Annotated in this window: 21 protein-coding genes and 1 tRNA gene; 14 read left to right on the forward strand and 8 right to left on the reverse strand. The window is 66.0% G+C overall.

Annotation, left to right across the window (positions count from 1 at the left end; all coding sequences use genetic code 11):
- The first annotated feature begins 16 nt into the window (after positions 1 to 16).
- The gene (locus tag I59_RS14625) at positions 17 to 1,249 is read left to right on the forward strand and encodes a tyrosine-type recombinase/integrase (RefSeq protein WP_148286250.1); all 1,233 of its coding nucleotides are present in this window, start codon (positions 17 to 19) and stop codon (positions 1,247 to 1,249) included.
- Between the two features lie 83 nt (positions 1,250 to 1,332).
- Here I59_RS14625 and I59_RS14630 read toward each other — a convergent pair.
- Positions 1,333 to 2,483 (reverse strand): IS3 family transposase gene (locus I59_RS14630; protein WP_148286034.1). Its coding sequence is split into 2 segments (ribosomal slippage): positions 1,333 to 2,216 and positions 2,216 to 2,483, totalling 1,152 coding nucleotides; the frame shifts between segments, so codons are not numbered across the junction.
- Between the two features lie 96 nt (positions 2,484 to 2,579).
- A complete protein-coding gene (gene lepB, locus I59_RS14640; RefSeq protein WP_031273894.1) occupies positions 2,580 to 3,287 on the reverse strand; it encodes a signal peptidase I in 708 nt (235 codons plus the stop codon).
- Between the two features lie 396 nt (positions 3,288 to 3,683).
- Here lepB and I59_RS23615 point away from each other — a divergent pair, with 396 nt between their 5' ends.
- The 4 genes from I59_RS23615 (at position 3,684) to I59_RS22305 (ending at position 8,507) form a co-directional block, all read left to right on the forward strand.
- On the forward strand, positions 3,684 to 5,201 hold the full coding sequence (locus tag I59_RS23615; protein ID WP_261976586.1) for a hypothetical protein: 1,518 nt from the start codon (positions 3,684 to 3,686) through the stop codon (positions 5,199 to 5,201).
- 274 nt (positions 5,202 to 5,475) lie between these two features.
- A complete protein-coding gene (locus I59_RS14650) occupies positions 5,476 to 8,034 on the forward strand; it encodes an RHS repeat-associated core domain-containing protein (protein WP_261976588.1) in 2,559 nt (852 codons plus the stop codon).
- A gap of 27 nt (positions 8,035 to 8,061) precedes the next feature.
- Positions 8,062 to 8,277: a hypothetical protein gene (locus I59_RS22300; RefSeq protein ID WP_148286251.1), complete on the forward strand. Its 216-nt coding sequence runs from the start codon at positions 8,062 to 8,064 to the stop codon at positions 8,275 to 8,277.
- Positions 8,278 to 8,300: 23 nt separating this feature from the next.
- A complete protein-coding gene (locus I59_RS22305) occupies positions 8,301 to 8,507 on the forward strand; it encodes a hypothetical protein (protein ID WP_148286252.1) in 207 nt (68 codons plus the stop codon).
- 62 nt (positions 8,508 to 8,569) lie between these two features.
- On the opposite strand, the gene I59_RS22310 is transcribed toward I59_RS22305, so the two are convergent.
- Positions 8,570 to 9,019, reverse strand: a complete 450-nt coding sequence (locus I59_RS22310) for a DUF3592 domain-containing protein (RefSeq protein ID WP_148286253.1) — start codon at positions 9,017 to 9,019, stop codon at positions 8,570 to 8,572.
- A 907-nt stretch (positions 9,020 to 9,926) separates the two neighbouring features.
- On the opposite strand from I59_RS22310, the gene I59_RS14655 reads away from it, so the two are divergent.
- Both I59_RS14655 and I59_RS14660 read left to right on the forward strand, forming a co-directional pair.
- Positions 9,927 to 10,784 (forward strand): GIY-YIG nuclease family protein, encoded by an 858-nt coding sequence (locus tag I59_RS14655; protein ID WP_022904512.1) that lies wholly within the window; start codon positions 9,927 to 9,929, stop codon positions 10,782 to 10,784.
- A 264-nt stretch (positions 10,785 to 11,048) separates the two neighbouring features.
- Positions 11,049 to 11,525, forward strand: a complete 477-nt coding sequence (locus tag I59_RS14660; RefSeq protein WP_148286254.1) for a hypothetical protein — start codon at positions 11,049 to 11,051, stop codon at positions 11,523 to 11,525.
- Here the strand turns inward: I59_RS14660 and I59_RS22315 are convergent.
- Positions 11,522 to 11,803 (reverse strand): XRE family transcriptional regulator, encoded by a 282-nt coding sequence (locus tag I59_RS22315; protein WP_148286255.1) that lies wholly within the window; start codon positions 11,801 to 11,803, stop codon positions 11,522 to 11,524. The genes I59_RS14660 and I59_RS22315 overlap by 4 nt on opposite strands.
- Before the next feature lie 89 nt (positions 11,804 to 11,892).
- Between I59_RS22315 and I59_RS14665 the strand changes: the two genes are divergently transcribed.
- From I59_RS14665 to I59_RS14675, 3 genes are all read left to right on the forward strand, one after another.
- Positions 11,893 to 12,738 (forward strand): hypothetical protein, encoded by an 846-nt coding sequence (locus tag I59_RS14665; RefSeq protein WP_022904514.1) that lies wholly within the window; start codon positions 11,893 to 11,895, stop codon positions 12,736 to 12,738.
- Positions 12,739 to 13,016: 278 nt separating this feature from the next.
- Positions 13,017 to 14,003, forward strand: coding sequence for a hypothetical protein (locus I59_RS14670; protein ID WP_022904515.1), 987 nt, complete (start codon positions 13,017 to 13,019; stop codon positions 14,001 to 14,003).
- Positions 14,000 to 15,922 carry a hypothetical protein gene (locus I59_RS14675; protein WP_022904516.1) on the forward strand — a complete coding sequence of 641 codons (1,923 nt, stop codon included), beginning with the start codon at positions 14,000 to 14,002 and terminating at the stop codon, positions 15,920 to 15,922. Before I59_RS14670 ends, I59_RS14675 begins: the two co-directional genes overlap by 4 nt.
- Positions 15,923 to 16,199: 277 nt before the next feature.
- Here the strand turns inward: I59_RS14675 and I59_RS14680 are convergent.
- Positions 16,200 to 16,289, reverse strand: a tRNA-Ser gene (locus tag I59_RS14680).
- Between the two features lie 144 nt (positions 16,290 to 16,433).
- On the opposite strand from I59_RS14680, the gene I59_RS21555 reads away from it, so the two are divergent.
- Positions 16,434 to 17,399 (forward strand): SGNH/GDSL hydrolase family protein, encoded by a 966-nt coding sequence (locus I59_RS21555; RefSeq protein ID WP_022904517.1) that lies wholly within the window; start codon positions 16,434 to 16,436, stop codon positions 17,397 to 17,399.
- Positions 17,400 to 17,409: 10 nt separating this feature from the next.
- Positions 17,410 to 18,771 (forward strand): DNA repair protein RadA, encoded by a 1,362-nt coding sequence (gene radA / locus I59_RS14690; protein ID WP_031273899.1) that lies wholly within the window; start codon positions 17,410 to 17,412, stop codon positions 18,769 to 18,771.
- Positions 18,772 to 19,110: 339 nt separating this feature from the next.
- Here the strand turns inward: radA and I59_RS14695 are convergent, their stop codons facing one another.
- Positions 19,111 to 19,494, reverse strand: coding sequence for an SseB family protein (locus tag I59_RS14695; protein ID WP_022904519.1), 384 nt, complete (start codon positions 19,492 to 19,494; stop codon positions 19,111 to 19,113).
- Between the two features lie 277 nt (positions 19,495 to 19,771).
- On the opposite strand from I59_RS14695, the gene I59_RS14700 reads away from it, so the two are divergent.
- Positions 19,772 to 19,978, forward strand: a complete 207-nt coding sequence (locus I59_RS14700; protein WP_022904520.1) for a cold-shock protein — start codon at positions 19,772 to 19,774, stop codon at positions 19,976 to 19,978.
- Positions 19,979 to 20,199: 221 nt separating this feature from the next.
- On the opposite strand, the gene I59_RS14705 is transcribed toward I59_RS14700, so the two are convergent.
- Both I59_RS14705 and I59_RS14710 read right to left on the reverse strand, forming a co-directional pair.
- Entirely contained in the window at positions 20,200 to 20,865 is a 666-nt protein-coding gene (locus tag I59_RS14705; protein ID WP_022904521.1) for a hypothetical protein, read from the reverse strand.
- Positions 20,866 to 20,916: 51 nt separating this feature from the next.
- The gene (locus I59_RS14710; RefSeq protein ID WP_022904522.1) at positions 20,917 to 21,459 is read right to left on the reverse strand and encodes an amino-acid N-acetyltransferase; all 543 of its coding nucleotides are present in this window, start codon (positions 21,457 to 21,459) and stop codon (positions 20,917 to 20,919) included.
- 198 nt (positions 21,460 to 21,657) lie between these two features.
- Here I59_RS14710 and I59_RS14715 point away from each other — a divergent pair.
- The coding region (locus I59_RS14715; RefSeq protein ID WP_022904523.1) for an SRPBCC family protein at positions 21,658 to 22,015 on the forward strand (358 nt) is incomplete at its 3' end.

Here is a 22,015-nt window from a genome sequence, read left to right on the forward strand (position 1 = left end):
GCCCGAAGAGCAGTCCGTGACCTCGGCAGCCACCGTCAGCAGACGGGCGCTGACGGCGGAGCAGCGTGCTGCCGCGGAACACTCCCGGACCGCGTTCGCCCGACTCCGAAGCGCCGCCGGTGACGGCGCCCCTGCCGGGTCAGCTGCGGTGACGGTGCCGGTGGGTGCGTCACCGCAGGTGTTCGCGGAGGCGTCTCTGTCGGTGAATACGGTGCGGGCGTACCGGTCGGATTTGCGGCAGTTCGCGCGGTGGCGTGCTGGGTTCCTCGACCATGAGATCTCGGAACCGCACGAGCTTGAGCAGGTCATCACGGCGCCGGTCGACCCGACCGAGGTTGCGGCGTTCCTCGCGGATAAGGCCAACGCGGTCTTGCCTGATGGTGGGCAGCGGTACGCGCCGGCGACGATCAGCCGGTATGTGGCCGCGATCGATTGGGAGCACGCTCGCCGCGGCCACACCCCGCCAGGCACTACCCCGATTGTCCGCGATGTCCTGAAGGGAATCCGTCGCACCCGGTCGGTGCCGGTCAGGCGGGCGAAGCCGATGACGTTGAAGGCGCTGCAGACGGCGCTGTTGAAGATCGACGTCGCCGACCTCCAGACCGGCGCGCTCGGAACCCGCGATCAGGCGTTGCTGCTGTTCGGGTTCGTCGGCGCGTTCCGCGAGTCCGAGCTCACCGCCCTCACCGTCGCGGACCTCCGCCTCGTCGACGGCGAAGGCGTCTACGCCCGCGTGCGGAAGTCGAAGACCGACCAGGACGGCGCCGGCCGGATCAAAGTGCTGCGGCAGGGCGCGAACCCGGTCACCTGCGCCCCCTGCGCGTATGTGCGGCTCTCCCGGCTGATGCTCGCACAGGACGCCAGCGGCGAAGCGGGCCTCTTCGCAGCGCTCACCGGCGCGAGTCTCGCCGTGCACGTCTGTGCCGACGGGCTCGGCGCCGATCGGTTGCCGCCGTCGATGCCGTTCTTCCGCGCCGTGTCCAAGTGGGGCCTGTACCGGACCACCGGCATCAGCCCCACCACGGTCGGGAAGGCCGTCGCCCGCCGCGCGCAGGCGGCCGGGCTCGGGGAGAACGGCTGGTCGGGGCACTCGCTCCGTGCCGGGTTCGTCACCGAAGCCCGCAATGCCGGTGCGACGGACGTGGAGATTATGAATCAGACCCACCACACCAACGCCGCCACCCTCCAGATCTACGACCGCGAATACGCCCCCCTGATCCGCAACGCCGTCACCCGGATGCGCTTGTGACCCCCCAAACCTCCCCCAAACCCGACCCCAAACTCGGCCCCGACAGTAGGAGGGACTGCTGCAGGTTCGGTTGACTCGTTGATTTAGGCCGCGAGTGCGACCTGTGGGTTGATGATTGCTTCGTACTCGATGGGCGTCAACTTCCCGAGCCCGCGTTGCCGACGTTTCCGGTGGTAGGTGCCCTCGATCCAGTGCACGATCGCGAGGCGCAGCTGCTCCCGCGACGCCCACCGGCGCCGGTTGAGGACGTTCTTCTGCAGGAGCGCGAAGAAGGACTCCATCGCCGCGTTGTCCGCGCACGCGCCGACCCTGCCCATCGACCCCAGGAGCCCGGCGTCAGAGAGCGCCCGAACGAACCGTTTGGAACGAAATTGACTGCCCCTGTCCGAGTGGACGACCGTGCCGGACGGGTTCCGGCGCGAGATCGCCATTTGCAGCGCCGCAACCGCGAGGGAGGACCGCATCCGGGCGTCGATCGAGTAGCCGACGATGCGGCGGGAGCAGGCGTCCTTGACGGCGCAGAGATATAGCTTGCCCTCGGCCGTGTTGTGCTCGGTGATGTCGGTCAACCACAGCCGGTCCAGGTCCGGGGCGGTGAATGCCCGCCGGACCCGGTCATCGTGCACCGGCGGGCCCGCTTTCCGAGTCAGTCCCCGTTTCTTGGCATGCAATGACCAGAGCCGCTGCTGCGAGCACAACCGCCACACGGGTCGCTCCGAGACTCGGTGGCCGGCGGCGGCGAGGTCGTCGGCGATGAACCGGTACCCGAACGTCGGGTCGTCACGGTGCGCATCGACGGCGGCGTTGGTCAGGTGCGCGTTCTCCCAATCACGACGACTCACCGGGTCCTTTCGCCAGGCGTAGTACGCCTGCTTCGAGAAGCCCAGCACCCGGCAGGTCACCGCGACCGGGATCCGGTCGGCGGCGAGTTCACGGACCAGCGGGTACATCATTTTGGGAGGTGCGCTTGGGAGAGATACGCGGCGGCACGGCGGAGGATCTCGTTCTCCTGCTCTAGCAGCCGGTTCCGTTTCCGAAGCTCTCGCAGCTCGACGTTCTCGGTCGTCGTGGTCCCAGACCGAACCCCGTCGTCGATGTCGGCTCGACGCAGCCAGTTCGTCACGGTCCCCTCGGAGATCCCGAAGTCCTTCGCGACCTGCGTCAACGGGATCTCACCCCGTCGCGCGACCGCGATCACGTCGCGTCGGAACTCCTCCGGATAAGGCTTGGCCATGATCGACATCCTTCCAGCGAGGACCACGTCCCCACAGGTCAGGAGTCAACCGAACCGACAGCAGTCCCATCCGCTACCGAGACCGATCGCGCTGTGTCACCGGAGTTCTCTGTCGGTGCCTGCGAACACAGACGGGTAGTCGTCCAGCCAGCTCCATCGTTGCGCGGGCCAACTGATGACGACCGCACGTCCGACCACGTCGCTCTCGGGGACGAAGCCCCTCGACGGGAGGTTCTGGTGCAGGCGTGAATCGGCCGACTCGTAACGGTTGTCACCCATCACCCACAGCTCACCAGCGGGAACCGTCACATCGAACGGGATTCCGGAAGCTGCCTGCCCAGGCGCTCTCCGAACATACGGTTCGACGATCGGGACACCGTTGACCTCCATCTGACCCAGCGCGTTGCAGCACTGCACGTGATCCCCCGGGAGACCGATGATCCGCTTGATGAGGTGATCGTCGCTGTCGGCGCCGAGCCCGACCGCGCTCAGCACGTTCGACAACGCACTCCGCGGTGAGGCGGTTCGCCCCTCGACATCTTGTCCAGCCTTCAGCCACCCGCCGGGGTCACGGAACACGACAACGTCGCCGCGGTGCAGGGTCGCGCGCTCGTTTACGATCACGTGGTCGTTGATCTGCAGCGTGTTCATCATCGACCCGGACGGGATGTAGAACGAGCGAATCAAAAACGTCTTAATCAGGAACGACACCAGTAGCGCCACCAGCAGGATGACGACCAGATCGCGCAGGAACCGCCACCCACTCGACTTCCTGCGTCCCAACGCCGCCGTGCGCTCCCCCATGATCTGAAGCCTAACCGCCGTCCGGTAGCCGATCGGCTTCCGGACGGACCTGATCGTCCGATTCCGCCGTATCCACTTACGCGAAGTCGAGTTGCGCATGACCCTTAGCGGACGGGCCGTGCGGGCTTCGAGCCCCATATGTGGGGGTGCAGTGGTGAGTGTTCCTCCGTAGCGTCCTTGATGGTTGCTCAGCCACACCACGGGGGTGTCATAGCTGTGGCGGCCTGTTGAGGGGTTCTGCGCGTGTTCGCAATGTCGCTGTCGTCTGTTCGTGCCCGTTGGGTGCTGCTTGCCATGGTCGCTTTGGCGGCTTTGCTCGGTTCGCTGCTGGCGGTGGTGAGTCCGCCGGCGCCGGCGCATGCTGAGGTGACGGGCACGGGTGGTCAGTACGTCCCGATGACGAAGAACGCCCGCGTCTTCGATGGTGCAACGGCGAAGGGCACGTACAAGGGCATCAAGCTCGCCGGGGTGAACGGGTTGCCGACATCAGGGATCGGCGCGGTGACGATGATGATCACTGTCGCGGACTCGCAGGGACAGGGGCAGCTGTTCGGCCGTCCCTCCGCATCGGACCCGTCGACGTTGCTGATGATCTACGGTGCTGGTGTCGGCGGGAACGTGTCGACGTCGTCGCTGCTCGCGGTGGGGGATGACGGCTCCCTGCAGCTCTCAACGGAGACGGCGCAGAACCGGGTCATCGTCGACATCACCGGCTACTACACGTCGACGAAGAACGGGGTCGGTGCGGGTGGTTTGGTGCCGATGGCACCGACCCGGTTCGTGGACTCCCGCAACGGCACGGGTGTGCCGAAGGCGCAGCTGAATGGTGGCGACTCGGCAACGTTCCAGGTGACGGGCAACAACGGTGTCCCGGCTGGTGCGGCGGCGGTCGCGGCGAACATCATCGTCATCAACCAAGAAGCCAAGGCGGGGTGGATTCGTGCGACGCCGTCGGGTGCAGCCAAGAGCACTGGCGTCCTGAATTACAACTCCACTAAGGGCCTCGACACGGCGATGAGCGCGCAGGTCGCGATCGGCTCCGACGGGAAGATCACGCTCGACACCGCGTCCGGTGCTGGTCTCATCGACGTGATCGTCGACATCCAGGGCTACTTCCTCCCGGCGAACCCGGGTGGAGGGTTCACTCCGCAGGCGGGCCGGCTGGTCGACACGCGGAAGAACACTGCCCGGATCGCGTCGGGTGCGACGTTCACGGTGCAGGTCGGTGGTGCCCGTGACGGTGTCCCTACAGTTGAGGCGGGCCTGTCCGCTGCCGCGCTCACGTTCACCGCAGTGAATAACAGTGACAAGGACACATACGCGCAGGTGTACGCAGATGGTGCGGCGGTGCCGACGGGGTCGGCGATCAACAGCGATCCGACGTCGATCCTGACGAACACGATCGTCGCGCCGATCGGTGCGAACGGCAAGATCCGGATCCGCAACAACGGCCCGACCGCAATGGACTACGTCATCGACCTGCAGGGCACCTACAACTCGTTGCCCGGCGGTCCGTCGTCGACGAACCAGACCGGTCAGCGGAAGTCCGCGACGACGCTGCCGTTCCCGATCACGGACCAGACCAACGCGTCTGTGGATGTCGGTACCGGCAACCTCCCTGGTGACACGACGGCGTTGAACCTTCCGGGGTGTGACGCAGAACAGCACGATCGGTGCCGCGTACAACTCGCGGGCGACCACGGTCGCGAACGCGAACACGATGGACGCGAACCGGTGGCAGTACGCACTCGCCGGCGCCGGCGACCTGACTGCGAACGCGGCCGGTGTGGTCTACACGGACGCGGTGGGGACGGCGTGGCAGTTCAAGCCGTCCGGCGCACAGGGGGCGTTCACGACGCCGGCTGGGCTCCAGCAGACGCTGACTCGGGTGAACACGTCCGGGACGAACTATGAGTACCAGCTGAAGGGGTGGACGACGAACTCGACTACGCACTTCAACCTCGCCGGGCAACCCACCTCGATCGTGGACCGGAACCAGAACCAGGTCAGCTTCAACACCTCCGACGGCTACGCGCTGACCACCCTGGTCTCGACGGCGGGTGGGACGGATGCACGGACGGCGAAGTCGTCCTACGCCAACGGCACGCAGACCTTCTCGCAGACCTCAGGCTCGAGCAGCCGCTCGGTATCGTGGACGAAGAGCCCCGCGGGTGACATCACCACCTACATGGACGCGACCGGTGCGAAGACCACGTTCGCGTACACCAGCGGGGACCTCACCTCGATTACCGCGCCGACGGGCGGCATCACGGCGTTTACGTACGACTCGTCCGACCGAGTCACCAAGGTCGAGCAGCGCAACACCACGGCCGGTTCCCCGGGCACCGCGGTGACGCGGTTCTCGTACGCGTCGGACACGTCGACGCAGGTCGCCGACCCGAGGTCGGACCAGTCCGCTACGGTCGCCGCTGCGAAGCACACCACGTACACGTTGGACGGCAACGACCTCGTCACCAAGGCAGTAGACGCGGCGGGCCGGCAGCAGTCCCGCACCTACAACGCTGCGAACAACGGCGTCGCTTCTTCCACGACCGGCACCGGATCATCCGGGTCGACGACGACCAACACGTTCGGTCAGAACAGCGGGCAGTCGCTGACGCAGTCTCAGTCCGCCTCCGGCAGCACGAACTCCGCCGAGTACGGTGCCGCGGCACCGACTGCGTACTTGCCGTCATCGACGACCGACAGCTCGGGAAATAAGTCGAAGTATGGCTACGACGGTCCGGGTAACCAGTCCTCTACGGGCACCGGCACGGGTCCGGAAGCGGCGACCGCGACACTGGTGTATAACGACAAGAGCAAGGGCGACAAGTACGCCTGGGGTGCGGTGAAAACCGCGAAGGCGCCCGGGGATGACTCCGTCGACCGGACCACCACCTACGGCTACGACGCGAACAACCAGCTGCAGAAGATCACCGCACCGGCGAACACCGTCGGCACGCAGCAGTACGCGTACGACGACTTCGGCCGGGTGAAGACCCACACCGACGGTGCCGGTGGTGTCACCACGTACACGTACGACAACGACGACCGGCTTCTGACGACGGCGTTCGATGACGGCACGGCGACGGTGACGAGCACGTACGACGGCAACGGCAACCAGCTCACGGAACAGTCCGCGACGGGCACCATCACCAAAAACTACGACCAGCGCAACCGGCTGACCTCCACGGTGAATACCGCCGGCGGCGGGCAGGTGTCGTACGGGTATGACCTTGCCGGGAACACCAGCCAGGTCACCGACCAGCACGGCACCGTCACCCATGACTACGACGTCGCGAACGTGCTGGTGAAGACCACCTACCCGACCGCTGACGGCGGTACCGGGAAGCAGCTGTACAAGAACGACGACCACGGCCGCCGCACCGACACCTGGCTCGGTGCCGTCGAGCCGACGAACCCGGCCGATGACCCGTCGACGTGGCAGGCGCACGAGACCATCACTTACGGCGCCTCGAACAAGGTCATCAGCGTCAAGGCATGGCAGGCCAGCAACACCAGCAAGCCGGTCGTTGACCTCAAGTACTGCTACATCACTGGCATCACCGCCGGTGCTGACTGCACGGCGTCCAAGAGCGCGAACGACACCGACAAGATCCAGTGGGTGAAGGACAACGTCACCGGTCAGACCACGACGTACACGTACGACTCCAACAGCCGCCTCACCAAGGCCGCGCAGGCCAGCGGTGGGAAGAACACCACGTGGGCGTACACGTACGACGTCGCCGGGAACCGGCTCACCGCGAACGCGTCCGGGGAATCGACGAGCTCGCAGACGTTGACGTACAACGCGGTCGGGCAGATCACCACCGCTGGTTACGGGTACGACAAGGTCGGCAACCTCACCGCCGCACCCGGTCAGACGTTCACCTACAACGGTGCGCAGCAGATGACCTCGTCCACAAAGGATGGGGTGAAGACCAGCTACGAGTACGCCGGCGCGGACATGAACAAGCTGCTCTGGCAGTCAACCGAGGGGGGAGCACAGTACGGATACACGTATGGCACGACCGACTCCAACGGCGTCCCCGTGATCACCGCACGCGAGAGCATCGGCTCCGGAACCGCGTCGGTGATCAGCGACCCGACAACCGGGCAGCCACTGGACCTGCAGACCACCGACGGCACCACCAGCATGTGGATCATCGACGGCACCGGGAGCCCGGCGGCCGCGATCGCAGACACCGGCAAGACCGCATACACCGTCTCCTACAACCCCTACGGCGCCGAAACCGTCGGTATCGGTGGCGACAGTGCGCAGTGGCAGCAGAACCCCTACGGCTTCAAGAGCGGCCTCCGCTCAAGCAGCACCGATAACGGGCTCACGAAGTTTGGGTACCGGTGGCAGAGCAGCGTCACCGGCGGATGGATCGAACGCGACACCCTCGACGCGCCCCTCAGCCCGAGCAACGCCAACCGATACGGGTACGCCGGCCTGGACCCCGTCAACAACGCCGACGCATCCGGGAAGAAAGTCACCCCAAGTGACCTCTACGGCACCGCCGGCGACATATATGATCTTGGCGTCGCATGCGGCTCTGGCAGCTCGGAGACCTGTGCCAAGCAAGCTGTGACGACTACGGTCAGTACTCTCACCGCAGTAACGTGTGAGGGCATCGCTGCCGGCGCCTCGGGAGGGACCTTGGCCGCTCCAGGAGCCGTAGCTTGCAACTTCATCGGCGGGTGGGCGGGTAATCTCGTGGTCGGCAATCCATACCCGATTTGATTCGGCGATCCAAACAAGGAACGAAAAGTGAAGTTCTTCAACGCCAAAAGTCCGACCGTAGTAATAGCGCTTGGCGCAATATTCGCAATATTCGGTGCCTTTTACGGACTATCGCCTTTTAATGGCGATGCGCGTCCGGTGGCACAGATTGTTATTGCCGTCGTACTGGTTCTTATTGGCATCGTATTCATCGTGCAAGGCCTAGGAACGCGCGCGCATCGTAAGCGCGACGGCTCGGACTAGCTTTCCTGAGGCAGGAGACAGACATGGCGCAACAGCCGGACCGCGAGGTCAAGAAACCGCTGTGGATTTTTTATGCCGGGTTGATTGTTGGAGCTGTGGCAATATTCATCGGGGGCCTCCTTCGACTGCCTATCGGCGTCGCAGTGCTGATTGGTGGCGCTATCGCCCTGATGGGATTCATATTTTACGTGTTCCGAGCGCGAGAACAAAAGCGTCCAACCAATAAATGATTAGTGCGAACCGTCGCTGATGCGTAGAGGCCTCGATATGGCTGTGCGCCATGTAGACGTGTCTACTTCGAGCAGTCTGTTGTGACCTTCGGGACGTGGTGTGTTATGTTCGGAGTGTGCTGAATGCGTTCGTCATGAGCGATGGCTACGGTCGGGTTGCTTGGTAGGTATCTGACCTGGACGGCAGTCGCATTAGTGGGAACGTCGGCAGCCGCGCCGAAGCGAGCTGTACCTCTGGTCTCATGGCGGCGGCCGTCAACTGTGTAGCCGTACATTGCCGCGTACTGTACGTACGAGCCCCTGTACTTTTTCACTTCGAAGGAGCAAACCTCGCCAGTGGCTGTGGCGGTGGCGTTTACCCCCTCATTGGCGAGACGCGCAGCGCTTGTCCTGGCCAGCCACAAGCTTATGCCCACTAGGACGATGGCTGATATCGCAATGGCTGCAATAATAAGGAGGGCAGCCTTCAACTTTACTCGAATCTTCGAGGCACGCAGCGGTTTACTCAGCATTAGTAGAACGTACACTGACGCGCCGACAGTGCTTGAAAGTTCGGTCTGCAATAGCGGCCCGGAGCATCCTGGTCCAGACGCGTCGGGTGTCGCTGCAGATTTTTGCTACTATGCAGACAATGGCGCGCAAGGCGAATCTCCTCATGCCGGTTTGCGTTCGACGCGAGACCGGGCTCCGGTGGGCTGATCTCGCCTCGCTGTAGGTTGAGCTTAATGACGTGAAGCAGCGACGGTCGCTAGCCGCGGCTGCCAGCATCGTCGGGTTCTCGCGGCCCTTGACGGGGTGAGATCCCGGCGGCCTCGAAGCGACGGGCTGGTGAAACTGGGCTTCATCCGCCGCGAAGGCCTCGAGTAGACCGTCGGAGCCCGCAAGCGGCTTCGCACCATGATTCGCAGGTGCCTGCTGCGTCAGTGGCTGAACGCAGGAGCTGAGAGCCGCTTCCGCCCCAGAGCTCGTCGCGCCGGGCGGCGTAATACACCGCGTGGCCGCCGCCTCCGGCGGAATGGCTGATGTGAACGAGGTCAAGGCGCCACACCAAGGCGTCGTCATGGTTGGCTGAGCGATCCATCTCTGCTAACAGCGGCCATCTGCGATGGGACACAAACGACCGCGTCGCGCGGAGCAAGTCCTCGAGAAAGATTGCTGCCCGCGACGGTTACTGCGACAAACTACGTGTGCACTCTCCTGAGCGACACACGACGAAGGCCAATAAACGCCCGCACCCACCGCGAGGCATGAACCACCGAACGTCAAGTCGCTTGCGGTCGCCACCGCTGGGCCATTTTGCCCGCTCGCATCTGCGCGCCCATCGCACGGGGCGGTGCCAACCGCCGCGCCACTGAACCAGACACTATGAGCATCACTCGTTCCCGCTAAGCTGTGAATGCTCGCAAACAGGGGGACGAGATGATCAGGTTTGCTGATTTCATGCCGGTGCCGGAACCATCGCGGACGAAGGTGAAGTTCAACATGAGGGCCGGCGTGGGAGGTTCGGCTGCTTGGGACCTCTTGCTGGATGACGAAGAGGGCTGGCTCGACCTCAACCGGTACCGCGACCGGGGACCAAGCAACACCTATGGCGATGCGAAATACGTCCTCAGTTTCGCGCAGCTCCCCTCCCATGGTCCGCAGTACTTCGTGTTCGGCGGCTTCTACGAGGTGACCGCGCTGGAGCCGGCGGTCTTTGATGGCACGGGCTACGCCTTGCGCGCCCTGCCGCGATATGCGGAATACACCAAGCGGCTTGTGATACGCCTTGCGAAGCCGGTTGGACGAGACGTCTATCTGCGACGGTACGAGTCGCTGCAGGACGGTCCGTTGAGCCCGGAAGTGTTCGAGCTTTCACCGCACGTGAAGCTCGGCGGGTTCCCCGGCTACCAGCATGTGCTCCTGCCGCATGCCAGCTTGCAGCGAATCGTCGCCTACGGAGAGCCGAGCTGGCGGGAGGCACTGTCGAGCGTTAAGGGCGTCTACGTCATCACCGACATCGCGACGGGCAAGCTCTACGTCGGCTCGGCGTCAGCGGAAAGCGACGGCCTGTGGACGCGGTGGTCCGCCTACGCAGATCTTCGGAACCTGACCGGCGGCAACAAGGGGTTCGAAGCGCTTCGACAGACCTTTGGCGACGACTACATCGTCGCGAACTTCCAGTACGCGATCCTCGAGGTGTTCGACCCGAAGACCCGCGCGGAACTGGTGATTGAGCGGGAGAATTTCTGGAAGGACGCGCTTGCGAGTCGTCACCACGGGATGAACCACAACTGAATCGGCTCGTCGTCGTGCCGCAGCTCCCTAGACGATGAACGGCTCAGGCGACCCTGGCGATGTTCCCGCACGACACGCAAGGCATCGTGCCGATCCGGTAACCCGTTCGGCCCGTCAACGCCGCGACGCAGTCCCCCCAGGCGTCGCGGACGCGCTCCCCGCAGCTGAGATCATCGCTGCGGGGAGTTGTCGTTTCCGTCGTGGGCGTGTGCCCCCGGCGTCTCGATCGAGCCCGAACTTGAACCATGGGGTATGCTCGTTTCTATGAGCGCTCGCGAGGTGCGCGGAGTAGGTCAGGGCACCTGGCGTGTTGACGCGCTGCTCTGCGTCACATGGCCGACCGACGTGATGATGCCCGCGGGTGTCATCGTCGACGTTCGCGAAGATCCTGCACTGCTGACGATCACCGCTCGGTGGTCGAATGCCTCAGCGCAGCTGATCGTCGATCTTAGGACTTGGGAGCAGGTGTCCGATGTTCGTGGCGATCTCACGGAGCGCGGTCTCCTCGCCGTTCGGCTTGACACGCTCGCTGCGGACCGGGCACGACATGACTGGGGGCGCCGAGTCCCGATACAACCGGTGTCCAGAATGGATGCGTCCGATCCGGACACATGGTCGGCGATGCAGGTCCTCGCTGCAGTGACCGCTGCACGATGGTCGTTGCCGGAAGATCTCGGCGGAACGCCCGAGGAGATCAGCCGTGTGAACGGTGCGTTCCTGACCGTCGTTTGGGGGCTCTAATGGTTGGTCCGTCTCGGCCACAGCTCCGCATCGAGGCCAGCTTCGAGCCGGGCAATCGTTGCAAGGTCCGGCCACGCTTTGCCAGCCAAGACCGTCAGCAGCGTCACATTTCCCATGCCGACCTCGGCTGCGACGGACCGCACACTTCGTCCGCCCATCGCGTCACGGACATTCACCACGAACTGCCGCGCCACCTCCGCAAGCGGGTCGTCGGAAGGCACGTCCGGCCATGGCTGCCCGGCGAGCTCAGCCGGCGATTGCCGCATCGGACGTCCCATACCACCAGCGTATTCGGCGGCAACAGCGGACAGGTCCAAACCTCCCATCGCCACGCCACATCTGCGCGCCCCACCGAGCGTCCCATCCGATGAACGACAAGCCAAGCGCCTACCGGCCGAATCTTCCCGCCGAGGACTGGGCGGCCATCGAGGACTACGTCCACAGCGTCATCGTCCGTGCCGAACCGCTCGTGACCTATTCAGCGAGGGAACTGTACCCGGCGGTCACACGGCTGGTGCACTTCACCCGCTCGGCATATGCCCCAATTGAAGATCGCGTCGTTTTCGACCCCATCCACATCGGCCGATTCGTGAACCATCACCTGGCGACCTACAACCGGGCAAGCCGGAACACGATCCGTGCCCGGTTGCGTCGCGTCTCCGAAGCGCTCCTCGGCGAGGATGCGGCAGGGAAGTTCAAAGCCCTCGGGAAAGCTGAAGCATCACGGCCGTACACATCAGCAGAGCTCGCAGTCCTCGACGCATGGGCGTGGCAGCAACGGACCATGGAACGGCGCACCTCAGCCGGAGCGCTCCTCGCACTCGGACTCGGGGCAGGGCTCACCGGCGCGGAAATCATCGCAGCGCGGAGCGCCGATGTCGGCGCGCTCGGAACGTCGATCACAGTCAGAGGCGCCTCAGCTCGCGTGGTCCCGGTGGTACCGGATTGGGCTCACCGCATTCAGGAGCGACGGGACTTTCTTCCAGGCGAAGGGTGGATGTTCCGTGCGCAGCAACGTGGCAGCAACATCAACCTCATCACCGATTTCGTCTCGCACGGCGGCCCCGCCGTGCAGCTACAAGCGCGTCGGATGCGTGCGACGTGGCTCGCCCATCACCTCGAGACCGGCACGCCGCTGAAGCGGCTCCGCCGGATAGCGGGGCTGCACTCCGCAGAAGCGCTGGATCGGGTACTGCCCTTCGTCGAGGGGTGAACGGAGTCGGTTCGCTCCACGAGCACATTGGCATGTTGCACCCTGACACCCTTGGCGGGACCGACTCTCAACCGACGCCTGACACTCGTCGACACGCCCGGGATGACACGCCCTTGAATGATCCCTGATCTGGGATTCCATGCACCCGATCCCAGCCGGCGACCGGCACCGCGCATACGACAGGCATGACCGCCCCTAGCAAGCACCGCAACACCCACCCTTCCGCAGCGCCGCATTCCGTAGCACACTCTGCTCTAAGAAACGAGCATGACACGCGGGTGCGGGAGGCTCTGATGCGCTACAGCCCTGTGCACGTCACGCCCGCGGACTGGATGGCGGTGCGGCAGTTCGTCATCGACGCAGTCCTCTCGTACGGCCCCACCGATGCTCGAATCGCCATCGAACTCGTCGGCACCGTCACCCGGTATGTGCTGTGGGCGACGAACGAACAGCACGCCCCGCTCGACAACGACGACCTGTTCTACCCGTCGATGATGAACCGCTTCATCCGGAGCTGGAGCGGCGCGGAAAGCACCCGCGCATCTCTGCGCTCGCGGCTCTACCGTGTCGCGAATGCCGTTGCAGGTGTCGAACGGCATCGTGGCGGCGTCGGTGGCCGTCCCACGGTTGAGCTAGCTCCGTATTCACGTCGGGAGCTCGCGGAGCTCGAGTCTTGGGCACGCACCGTGCGCAACGCTCAGAAGCGGCGCGCAGCCCACATCGCCCTCGCCTTTGCCGGAGGCGCCGGCCTGACGACCGGTGAGCTCCTCAACCTTCGCGGAGCGGACGTCCTCCAGACAGCGGACGGCACCACCGTCCGCATCGCCAGTGGCCCCAGCCGACGCACGGTCCCCGTCCGAGCAGACTGGACGCACTACCTCGACGAGTACCTGCACACGTTCCCCGACGACGAACTGCTGCTGTACCCGACAAACACCGGCAAGGGCCGAGCCACTGCATTCAAGACTGTCTACATGGGCGGACATCCCGCACCGAACCTCCAGCGGCTCCGAGACTCGTGGCTGATGGACGTCATCAGCCGATTTCCTCTCCCCGTGGTTCTAGCGGTCGCCGGAGGCGGCCTCAGTTCGTTGCAGCGCTACCTCGACGCGATGTCCCTCGACGACATCAGCGTGTACGAGGCGGCGCTCCGCACAGCATCCCAGCCCATCGCCACCGGCATGCACGAGGCGGCCGACTCACAAATCCGCGGGCGCGACCACGACGCCCGGTGTGCCGACATGAGCGCGGGGGACTTCCAATGAGCACCTACGACTCCGGCAACATGTGGGACACGCAGGTCGCGGCGAGCCTGCCCCCGCAACGGGCACTCACCGGCGACTCGGTCACAGACCGGGAAGTGAAAGCTGGTGCCGGCGCGCAGAGCCTCATCGACGCCGACCTCGTCCTGACCTGGCTCAGTCGAGTCCACATGTCGAAGGTCGTGCCCGCCATCCAGCGGTGGCGCGCCGACGACAGAGCTGCAGCGGGCTCGGCACCCGGCGGCCGGAAAGCGCACATCGACGACACGGTCATCCTCGTCATCGCGCTCATCCTCGTCATCGAAAACTCCACCGTCCGCGTACGCGACATGGGGCGGGTCCTCGAGTCCCGCCTCACCCCGGAAGCCCGCGAGGTGCTCGGCATCAGCCATTTCTACGACGGAAAGTACCGGGACTGGTACTTTCTCGCCTTCCGCGCCGTGCACCGCCTCATCGACACATTCGACGGCTGGGACCGCAAGCGGTGGGCGTCGATGACGTACGCCGAGCGCACCGAATGGGAGAAGAACCTCGACCTGGACCACGTCGACGTGATGCGTGCCCGCGGCGAGTGGTTCACCAACGCGCTCATCGAGATGACGCTCATGCAGCAGCCGCGGAAGTGGCGGCGGAAGCGGACCGCACTGTCGGTCGACCAGACGACGATGCGCGCCGGCAGCCAGCAGTCCAGATGGCAACGCGACAAGTACACCAAGCAGGAACTGCCGATGGCCAACCACTACACCGGTGAGGAAGTCGACAAGCCTGTTCTCGAACTCGAAGCGGACCTGTTCCCCCGGAAGAAGAGCCGAAAGAATCGCGACCCCGCTGCGGAAGGCGGCACCATCGAAGCGTCCGACTGGGAGATGGTGTTTATGGCGAACATCATCATCGACGTCCATGAAGACGCGACTGGAGACCACGAAGGCGCACCCCCGCAGCTGATTCGCGCCGCGAGCCTCGGCACACCCAATAAGCGCGTCGGTGAGCACACCATCGCGCTCGTCGACTCACTCATCGACCGCGGGTACGACATCACCCGCCTCGTCTTCGACCGCGGCTACAGCGGCCTCACCGCCGAAAAATTCCACCAGCCCCTCGCCGACCGCAACATCGACGTCGTCAAGGACTACATCGGCGGCAAGCACAACTCGCAACTCGGCATCAGCAACGGCGTCGGCGGCGCCCCACTCGCCGACGACCGGTACTTCTGCGCCGGAACACCCAAGGAGCTCCTCGAGACCGGCAAGGACTTCGACGAAGGCACCATCTCCGAAGAGCAGCACAGGAAGAACCTCAATACACGGGAGGACTACGAACTCCATCTGCACGACCGAGCGAAGGACGGGTCGAAGATGCGCTTCGCCTGCCCCGCTCTCGGCCCGTCCCCCACTGTCGACTGCCCGCTCCGCGAACTGCACGCGAAGGCTAGGCCGTCCGAAGAAGCCGACCGTCCCCGCATCCACAAGCGGGACATGCCGCAGCTCGCTGAAGAGAACCGAGTCTGCTGCCAGAACACCATCACGGTGAAGTCAAGCGACAACGTCAAGAACCGGCAGAAGCTCCGCTGGCACAGCAAGCAGTGGTTCCGCACCTACCGCGTCGGTCGCAACAGCATGGAGAGCCTCAACGACACCGTCAAGGACGACATCGAGCTCGACAAGTCCTCCCACCGCCCCATGCGCGGTATGGCTGCGCAGCAGTTCGCTTTCGCGCTGCTCATGGTCGCCACGAACATGAAGCGCATCATCGAGTTCGAGCACCAGCTCTACATCCTCGACAAGCGCACTCAGGAAGGCAGACCCCCGCGTCCCCGCAAGCAGAAGCACGAACTGCTGCAGCGACGGCGTGACCGGCTGGGTCGTTCCAACTACAAGCGCAACCCCGACCCGGTAAAGCTCATCCCGCTGCAGCGAACGTAGACCGGCAACGCTGCCCGGAACAGAACAAGCACTACCAGCACCCCGGACGCTTCACCGCGCCCGAAAACGCTCAAGAGGCGTCCGGGGTGCTTCAGCGCGCCCGAAAACTCGAGCACCGAGCCCTTCGATGGCAGGACGAGGCCGAACCGGCCCGCTGAACGCCGCGATCATCCACCAGAGCAGCCCACGAACGAGAAAAACCCCCGGCCGGAGCCGGGGGTTTTTCTTTTGGGCCAAGTTTCGCAAACCGTTGAGGTCAGAAACACAAACGGCCCGTTGGCGGTACCGGTGGGATTTGAACCCACGGTGGAGTTGCCCCCACACATGTTTTCGAGACATGATCCTTCGGCCGCTCGGACACGGTACCGGGAAAGAGTTTACACGATCCGGGAGGCCCGCCGCACCACCGACAGGTCCGCCCGTCCTCCACAGGTGGCTGATCGGGTGGACTCGTCCACTGTTCAGCCATCGCACCGAGAACGGTCGAACGGGCCCGCGTACCGTCCACGGCATGAAATCACGCACCATCGTCGCCCTGCTCTCGTCGATCCTCGGCGGAATGACGGTCGTCGGTGCCGGGCTGTTCGGCGCCCGGGCCGGGATCCGCGGGCAACGGGCCGCCTCGCAGCGGGTGGTCGACATGCTGCCCGTGAACGCCCAGTGGTGGCGCGAGCACCTGCAGCACGACGGACAGCTGACCTACCTCGCGATCGGCGACTCCGCGGCACAGGGGGTCGGAGCGACGGTCCCGAACCGCGGGTACGTCGGGCTCCTGGCCCGACGCATCCGGCACCGGTCGCGGATGACGGTCCGCGTGGTGAACCTCAGCGTGTCCGGGGCCACGACCTGGGCGGCGAAGAAGGACCAGCTCCCGAAGCTGCGCGGGTACTCCCCCGACATCTGCACCGTGTCGATCGGGGCGAACGACATCGCCGAGTTCGACGCGGACAAGTTCGAGCGGAACATCCGTGAGATCTACGGCGCGGTGCCGTCGCACGCGATCGTGGCCGAGCTGCCGTGCATGTTCGTGCCGGACCGGGAGCGCAAGGTCGCGGTCGCCAACGAGATCGTGCACCGGGTGGCTGCCGAGTTCGGGTTGACCGTCGCGCCGCTGCACGTCATCACCAAGCGCGTGGGCATCCGACGGACGTTCTTCAACAGCTACGGCGACCTCTTCCACCCGAACGATCGGGGCTACGAGATCTGGGCGAGCGCGTTCGAACCGGCGGTGGACGCCCGGGTGGACACGGTCGCCGCGATCCGGCAGTACCTCTCCGCGCGCGAGGCGGAAGAGCTCGGCACCGGTGCTGGAGCGGTCGCGGCCGCTCGCGCCGAGCAGGACACCGACGACGCCAGCGAGCTGGACCACGCCGACCGCCCGGGTCGCGTGGACCGCCTCCGACGCCGCATGACCGGCTCCGTCCCACTCCCGGATCATGCCGAGCGCCACGCCGGCGATGTCGGCGGCTCGGCCTAGCCTGACCTCCATGGCGCGCCCCCAGTCCCTCTACCGCTGCACCGAGTGCGGCTGGACCAGCATCAAGTGGGTCGGCCGCTGCGGTGAGTGCCAGTCGTGGGGCACGGTGGAGGACACCGCGGCCGCGTCGGCGAGTTCCCGCGGCACCGCGGCAGTTGCGGTCGCCGGTGCGCGGATCGCACGCCCGATCACGGAGGCCCGTGGCACGTCCGTCCAGCGCTGGCAGACCGGCATCGGCGAGTTCGACCGTGTCCTCGGGGGTGGGGTCGTGCCGGGCGCAGCCGTCCTGCTCTCCGGCGAGCCGGGCGTCGGCAAGTCCACACTGCTGCTCGAGGTCGCTTCCAGGGCTGCGGCGACCGGCAAGCGGGTCCTCTACGTCAGTGCCGAGGAGTCCGTCGACCAGGTGCGGCTGCGGGCCGAGCGGACGGGTGCCATGCACGACGACCTCTACCTCGCGAGCGAGGTCGACCTCGGCGTGATCCTCGGGCAGATCGACCAGGTGCAGCCCGACCTCCTGATCGCGGACTCCGTGCAGACGATCTCGTCGGGCGCGATCGACGGCATCGCGGGCGGGACGTCGCAGGTGCGTGAGGTCGCGTCGACGCTGATCCGGGTGGCGAAGGAGCGAGCGCTCCCGGTGCTCATCGTCGGCCACGTCACGAAGGACGGCACGATCGCCGGGCCTCGGCTCCTCGAGCACCTCGTCGACGTCGTCTGCCACTTCGAGGGCGACCGGCAGACGGCGCTCCGCTTCGTTCGGGCGCTCAAGAACCGCTTCGGGCCGACGGACGAGGTCGGCTGCTTCGACATGGGCGGCGACGGCATCCACGAGGTCCCGGACCCGAGCGGCCTCTTCATGTCCCGGAACGGCGCGCCGGTGTCCGGGACGTGCGTGACGGTGGCACTCGAAGGCCGGCGGGCCCTGCCGGTCGAGGTGCAGGCGCTCGTCGTCCCGAGTTCGGCGCCGCAGCCACGCCGGGTCGTGAACGGGGTCGATGCCTCGCGTGTGGCGATGCTGCTCGCGGTCCTCGAACGCCGTGCGGGGCTGAAGCTGTCCGACGCGGACGTCTACGTCTCCACGGTCGGCGGGATGAAGTTGATCGAGCCGGGCGCCGACCTCGCGATCGCGCTGGCCCTCGCGAGCGCCGCACGGGACCGCCCGTACCCGCACACGCTGGCGGCGATCGGTGAGATCAGCCTCGCGGGCGAGATCCGTCCGGCGACAGGAGCGAAGCAGCGGGCGGGCGAGGCCTCGCGTCTCGGCTTCACGACCGTGCTCGGCTCCGGCGCAGAGCACCTCCGTGAAGCGCTCCGGGTGGCGTTCTCGATGACGAAGTCGGCGCGCGAGCGCGAACTCGATCGCGCGTTCTGACGCTGTCAGGCGACCGCCCCACGTCGCGACCGCACCGTGATGCGCAACGCGCAACGCGCAACGCGCGACGCGACAGCACCGCACCGCACCGCACCGCACCGCACCGCACCGCACCGCACCACGTCGCGCCACCCCGCCGCCGCTTCACTCGACGGCACTGCACCGTGACACGGCCGGGCCACGCTCCGACGCACCGCGACCGCGCCGCAACGCTGTCCCGCGACCCCACCGCGTCGCGTGACGCGAGCACACCCCGCCGGGCCGGACCGGACAGCGAATGCCATCGCGGAGGCGAGCGGCATGGCGGAGGCGAACCGCGCCTCCAGGCCGGGTGATCCGCTACGCGCGCAGCGCGGCGAGCAGGTCCTCCGGCGTCGACTGCATGGTGTTGGGCCCGGCGATGTCGAAGAACACGCCTTCGAGCGAGTCGAGGTGCTCGGCGATGAACGCCTCCAGGCGCGCACCGTCGTAGACCATCACCTGCCGGATCTTCTCGTTCGGCACCATCGCCGTGTACGCGTCGGCGGACGAGAAGAGCAGCAGGATGCGCTTGTCGGACCCCTCGCGCCCGAACACCCGCACCTGCATGTCCTTCTTGCCGGTCACGAGCCGGGGGACGATCACGATGTCGTTCCGGAGCGCGAACGCCACCGCTGCGACGTCCTGCTTCGCGAGGGCTTCCTCGAGCTGTTCGCTCCGGAAGCGCTGTTCCTTGTCTGCCATCACCCCTAGTCCACCAGATTCATGGGTCCGATTGCGACCTCTGCTCTTCCGTTGTGGCCAGAGCACGGTAAGTTGGTACCAACCGCTTCGGCGGGAGTCCATCGTTCTTCCGGTGCGCAGCGCACCTCGAGCGCCATCGGTCACTGACCTTCCCAGGTCGCCTGGCCCCGAACCCGTTCCGCCGGCCCATGCCCGCGGGACGCATCGATCCGACGACGACCGTCGGCGGATCAGCGGCAGAAATTGTCGCCCCGCAAGAAAGTAAGGAAACGCCATCATGGCAACTGGGACCGTCAAGTGGTTCAACAACGAAAAGGGCTTCGGCTTCATCGCGCCGGACGACGGCAGCGCTGACGTCTTCGCCCACTTCTCCGCGATCGCTGGCAACGGCTACAAGTCGCTCGAAGAGAACCAGAAGGTGGAGTTCGAGATCACCGAGGGCCGCAAGGGCCCGCAGGCCGAGAACATCTCGGTCATCGGCTGATCACCGAAACACCCTGAACGGGCTCGTCGTCTCCGGACGGCGGGCCCGTTCTGCATGTGGGCAGCGTGCAGCGACCGGCTGCAAGCACGCCACGGTCCCCGCACCGGCACCGGCACCGGCACCGGCACCGGCACGGCGACGAGACCATGCGCACCAGCACGGGCACCCGAGCACCCGATGCACACGATGCACACGATGCACACGATGCACACGATGCACCGCTACTGCAGGATGAACTGCACCGACTTCGCGGACTCGATGTTCCCCACCGCGACCTGCAGGTGGTAGCTCGCTCCCCCGCCGGTGACCGACGGCCGGGACGAGTCACACGTGGCGGTCGACGAACGGGTGCGGTCCCAGGCGATCGACGGCGTGGTGAGCTTCTGCCCGGCCTTGATCGTCACGTCCTGGTTCGTGCCGTTCGTCTGGCAGTCCTTCGACGTCCAGTATTGCTCCTCGCCGGAGCTGATCGTGAGCACCTGCTGCGAGGACCCGAGGTCCATGTGGCACGAGTTCGACCCGGTGTTCGTGATCGACATCGCGATCTTCGGGTCCTCGGTGGGACCGTACGAGGTCTTGTCGACGACGGGCTCGAGGTCGATCTGGTCCTTCGTGCACGTCGCGCCGTCCGCAGCAGCGGACGCGGACGGCGACGGGGAGCGCGACGGACGGGCGGATGACGAGGACGGCGCGGCCGTGGCGCGGTCCGAGGTCCGTGCGGCCGGAGCCGTCGACTGCGCGGCCACGGGGGTGGCACCGTTCCCCCGACCGACGACGATCAGCACGACGACGACCACGACCACGATCACCGCGCCGAGCGCGATGGCTCGACGGCGCCAGTAGACGCTGGGACGTTCGGGTCCGACGGGGTGACGGAACGACGACATGCGCACAGGGTAGGGCGGGCCGCCCCGTGCACCGGGATGCCGCGCGACGCGTCAGAGGATCTTCAGCATGCGGGTGTTGCCGAGTGTGTTCGGCTTCACCCGGGCGAGGTCGAGGAACTCCGCGACCCCCTCGTCCGACGATCGGACGAGCTCGGCGTAGACGTCCGGGGAGACCACGCTCTCGCCGATCTCGAGGTACCCGTGCTTGGCGAAGAACTCGACCTCGAACGTGAGGCAGAAGATGCGCGCGACCCCGAGCTCCCGGGCGTCGTGCTCGAGCGCTTCGAGCATCCGGTGCCCGACGCGCTTGTGGATCCAGTCGCCGTCGAGCGCGAGGGTGCGGACCTCGGCGATGTCGTCCCAGAACACGGCGAGCGCACCGCACCCGATGGGCACGCCGTCGGGGCCCTCGGCGATCCGGAACTGCTGGATCGAGCCGTACAGCGCGACGTTCTCCTTGCCGAGGAGGATGCGGCGGTCGACGTACGGGGCGATGAGGCGCTGGATGTGCGGGACGTCGGCGGCGACGGCCGGTCGCACGAGGATCCCGTGCTCGTCGCGTTCGTGGAAGGCGTGCCGGCCGTGTTCGCTCATCCACCTCACGATAGCGGCCTCGACAGCGAGCGGCCCGGCCACCGAACGGGCAGCGAGCGGCCCGACCACCCACCCCGCCGGCGCGCGGCCCGCCCCCGCACGGGCATCGAGTCGGGGGGCGCGGAACCCGGACGGACACCCAGTGGCTCCCGCCTACCGTCACGGGGGCAATCGGAACCGAACACGAGAAGGAGCACCATGCCCCAGATCATCGAGACCGTCGACGTGGACGTCCCCGTCCGCCAGGCCTACGACCAGTGGACCCGCTTCGAGGAGTTCCCGGAGTTCCTCGACGAGGTCGAGAAGATCGTCCAGGTCGACGACACCACCACGGACTGGACCGTCGAGGTCGCCGGTCAGGAGCGCGACTTCCGCGCCGTCATCACCGAGCAGCACCCGGACGAGCGCGTCGCCTGGACCGTCGAGAACGGCGACACCGACCACGCCGGCGCGGTGACGTTCCANCAGCTCTCCGACACGACGACCCGGGTGACGGCGCAGATCGACTGGCAGCCGTCGGGCCTCCTCGAGAAGCTCGGCTCGNCGGTCGGCGTCG

Source organism: Curtobacterium sp. B8 (assembly GCF_000333315.1).
GTDB classification, from domain to species: domain Bacteria; phylum Actinomycetota; class Actinomycetes; order Actinomycetales; family Microbacteriaceae; genus Curtobacterium; species Curtobacterium luteum.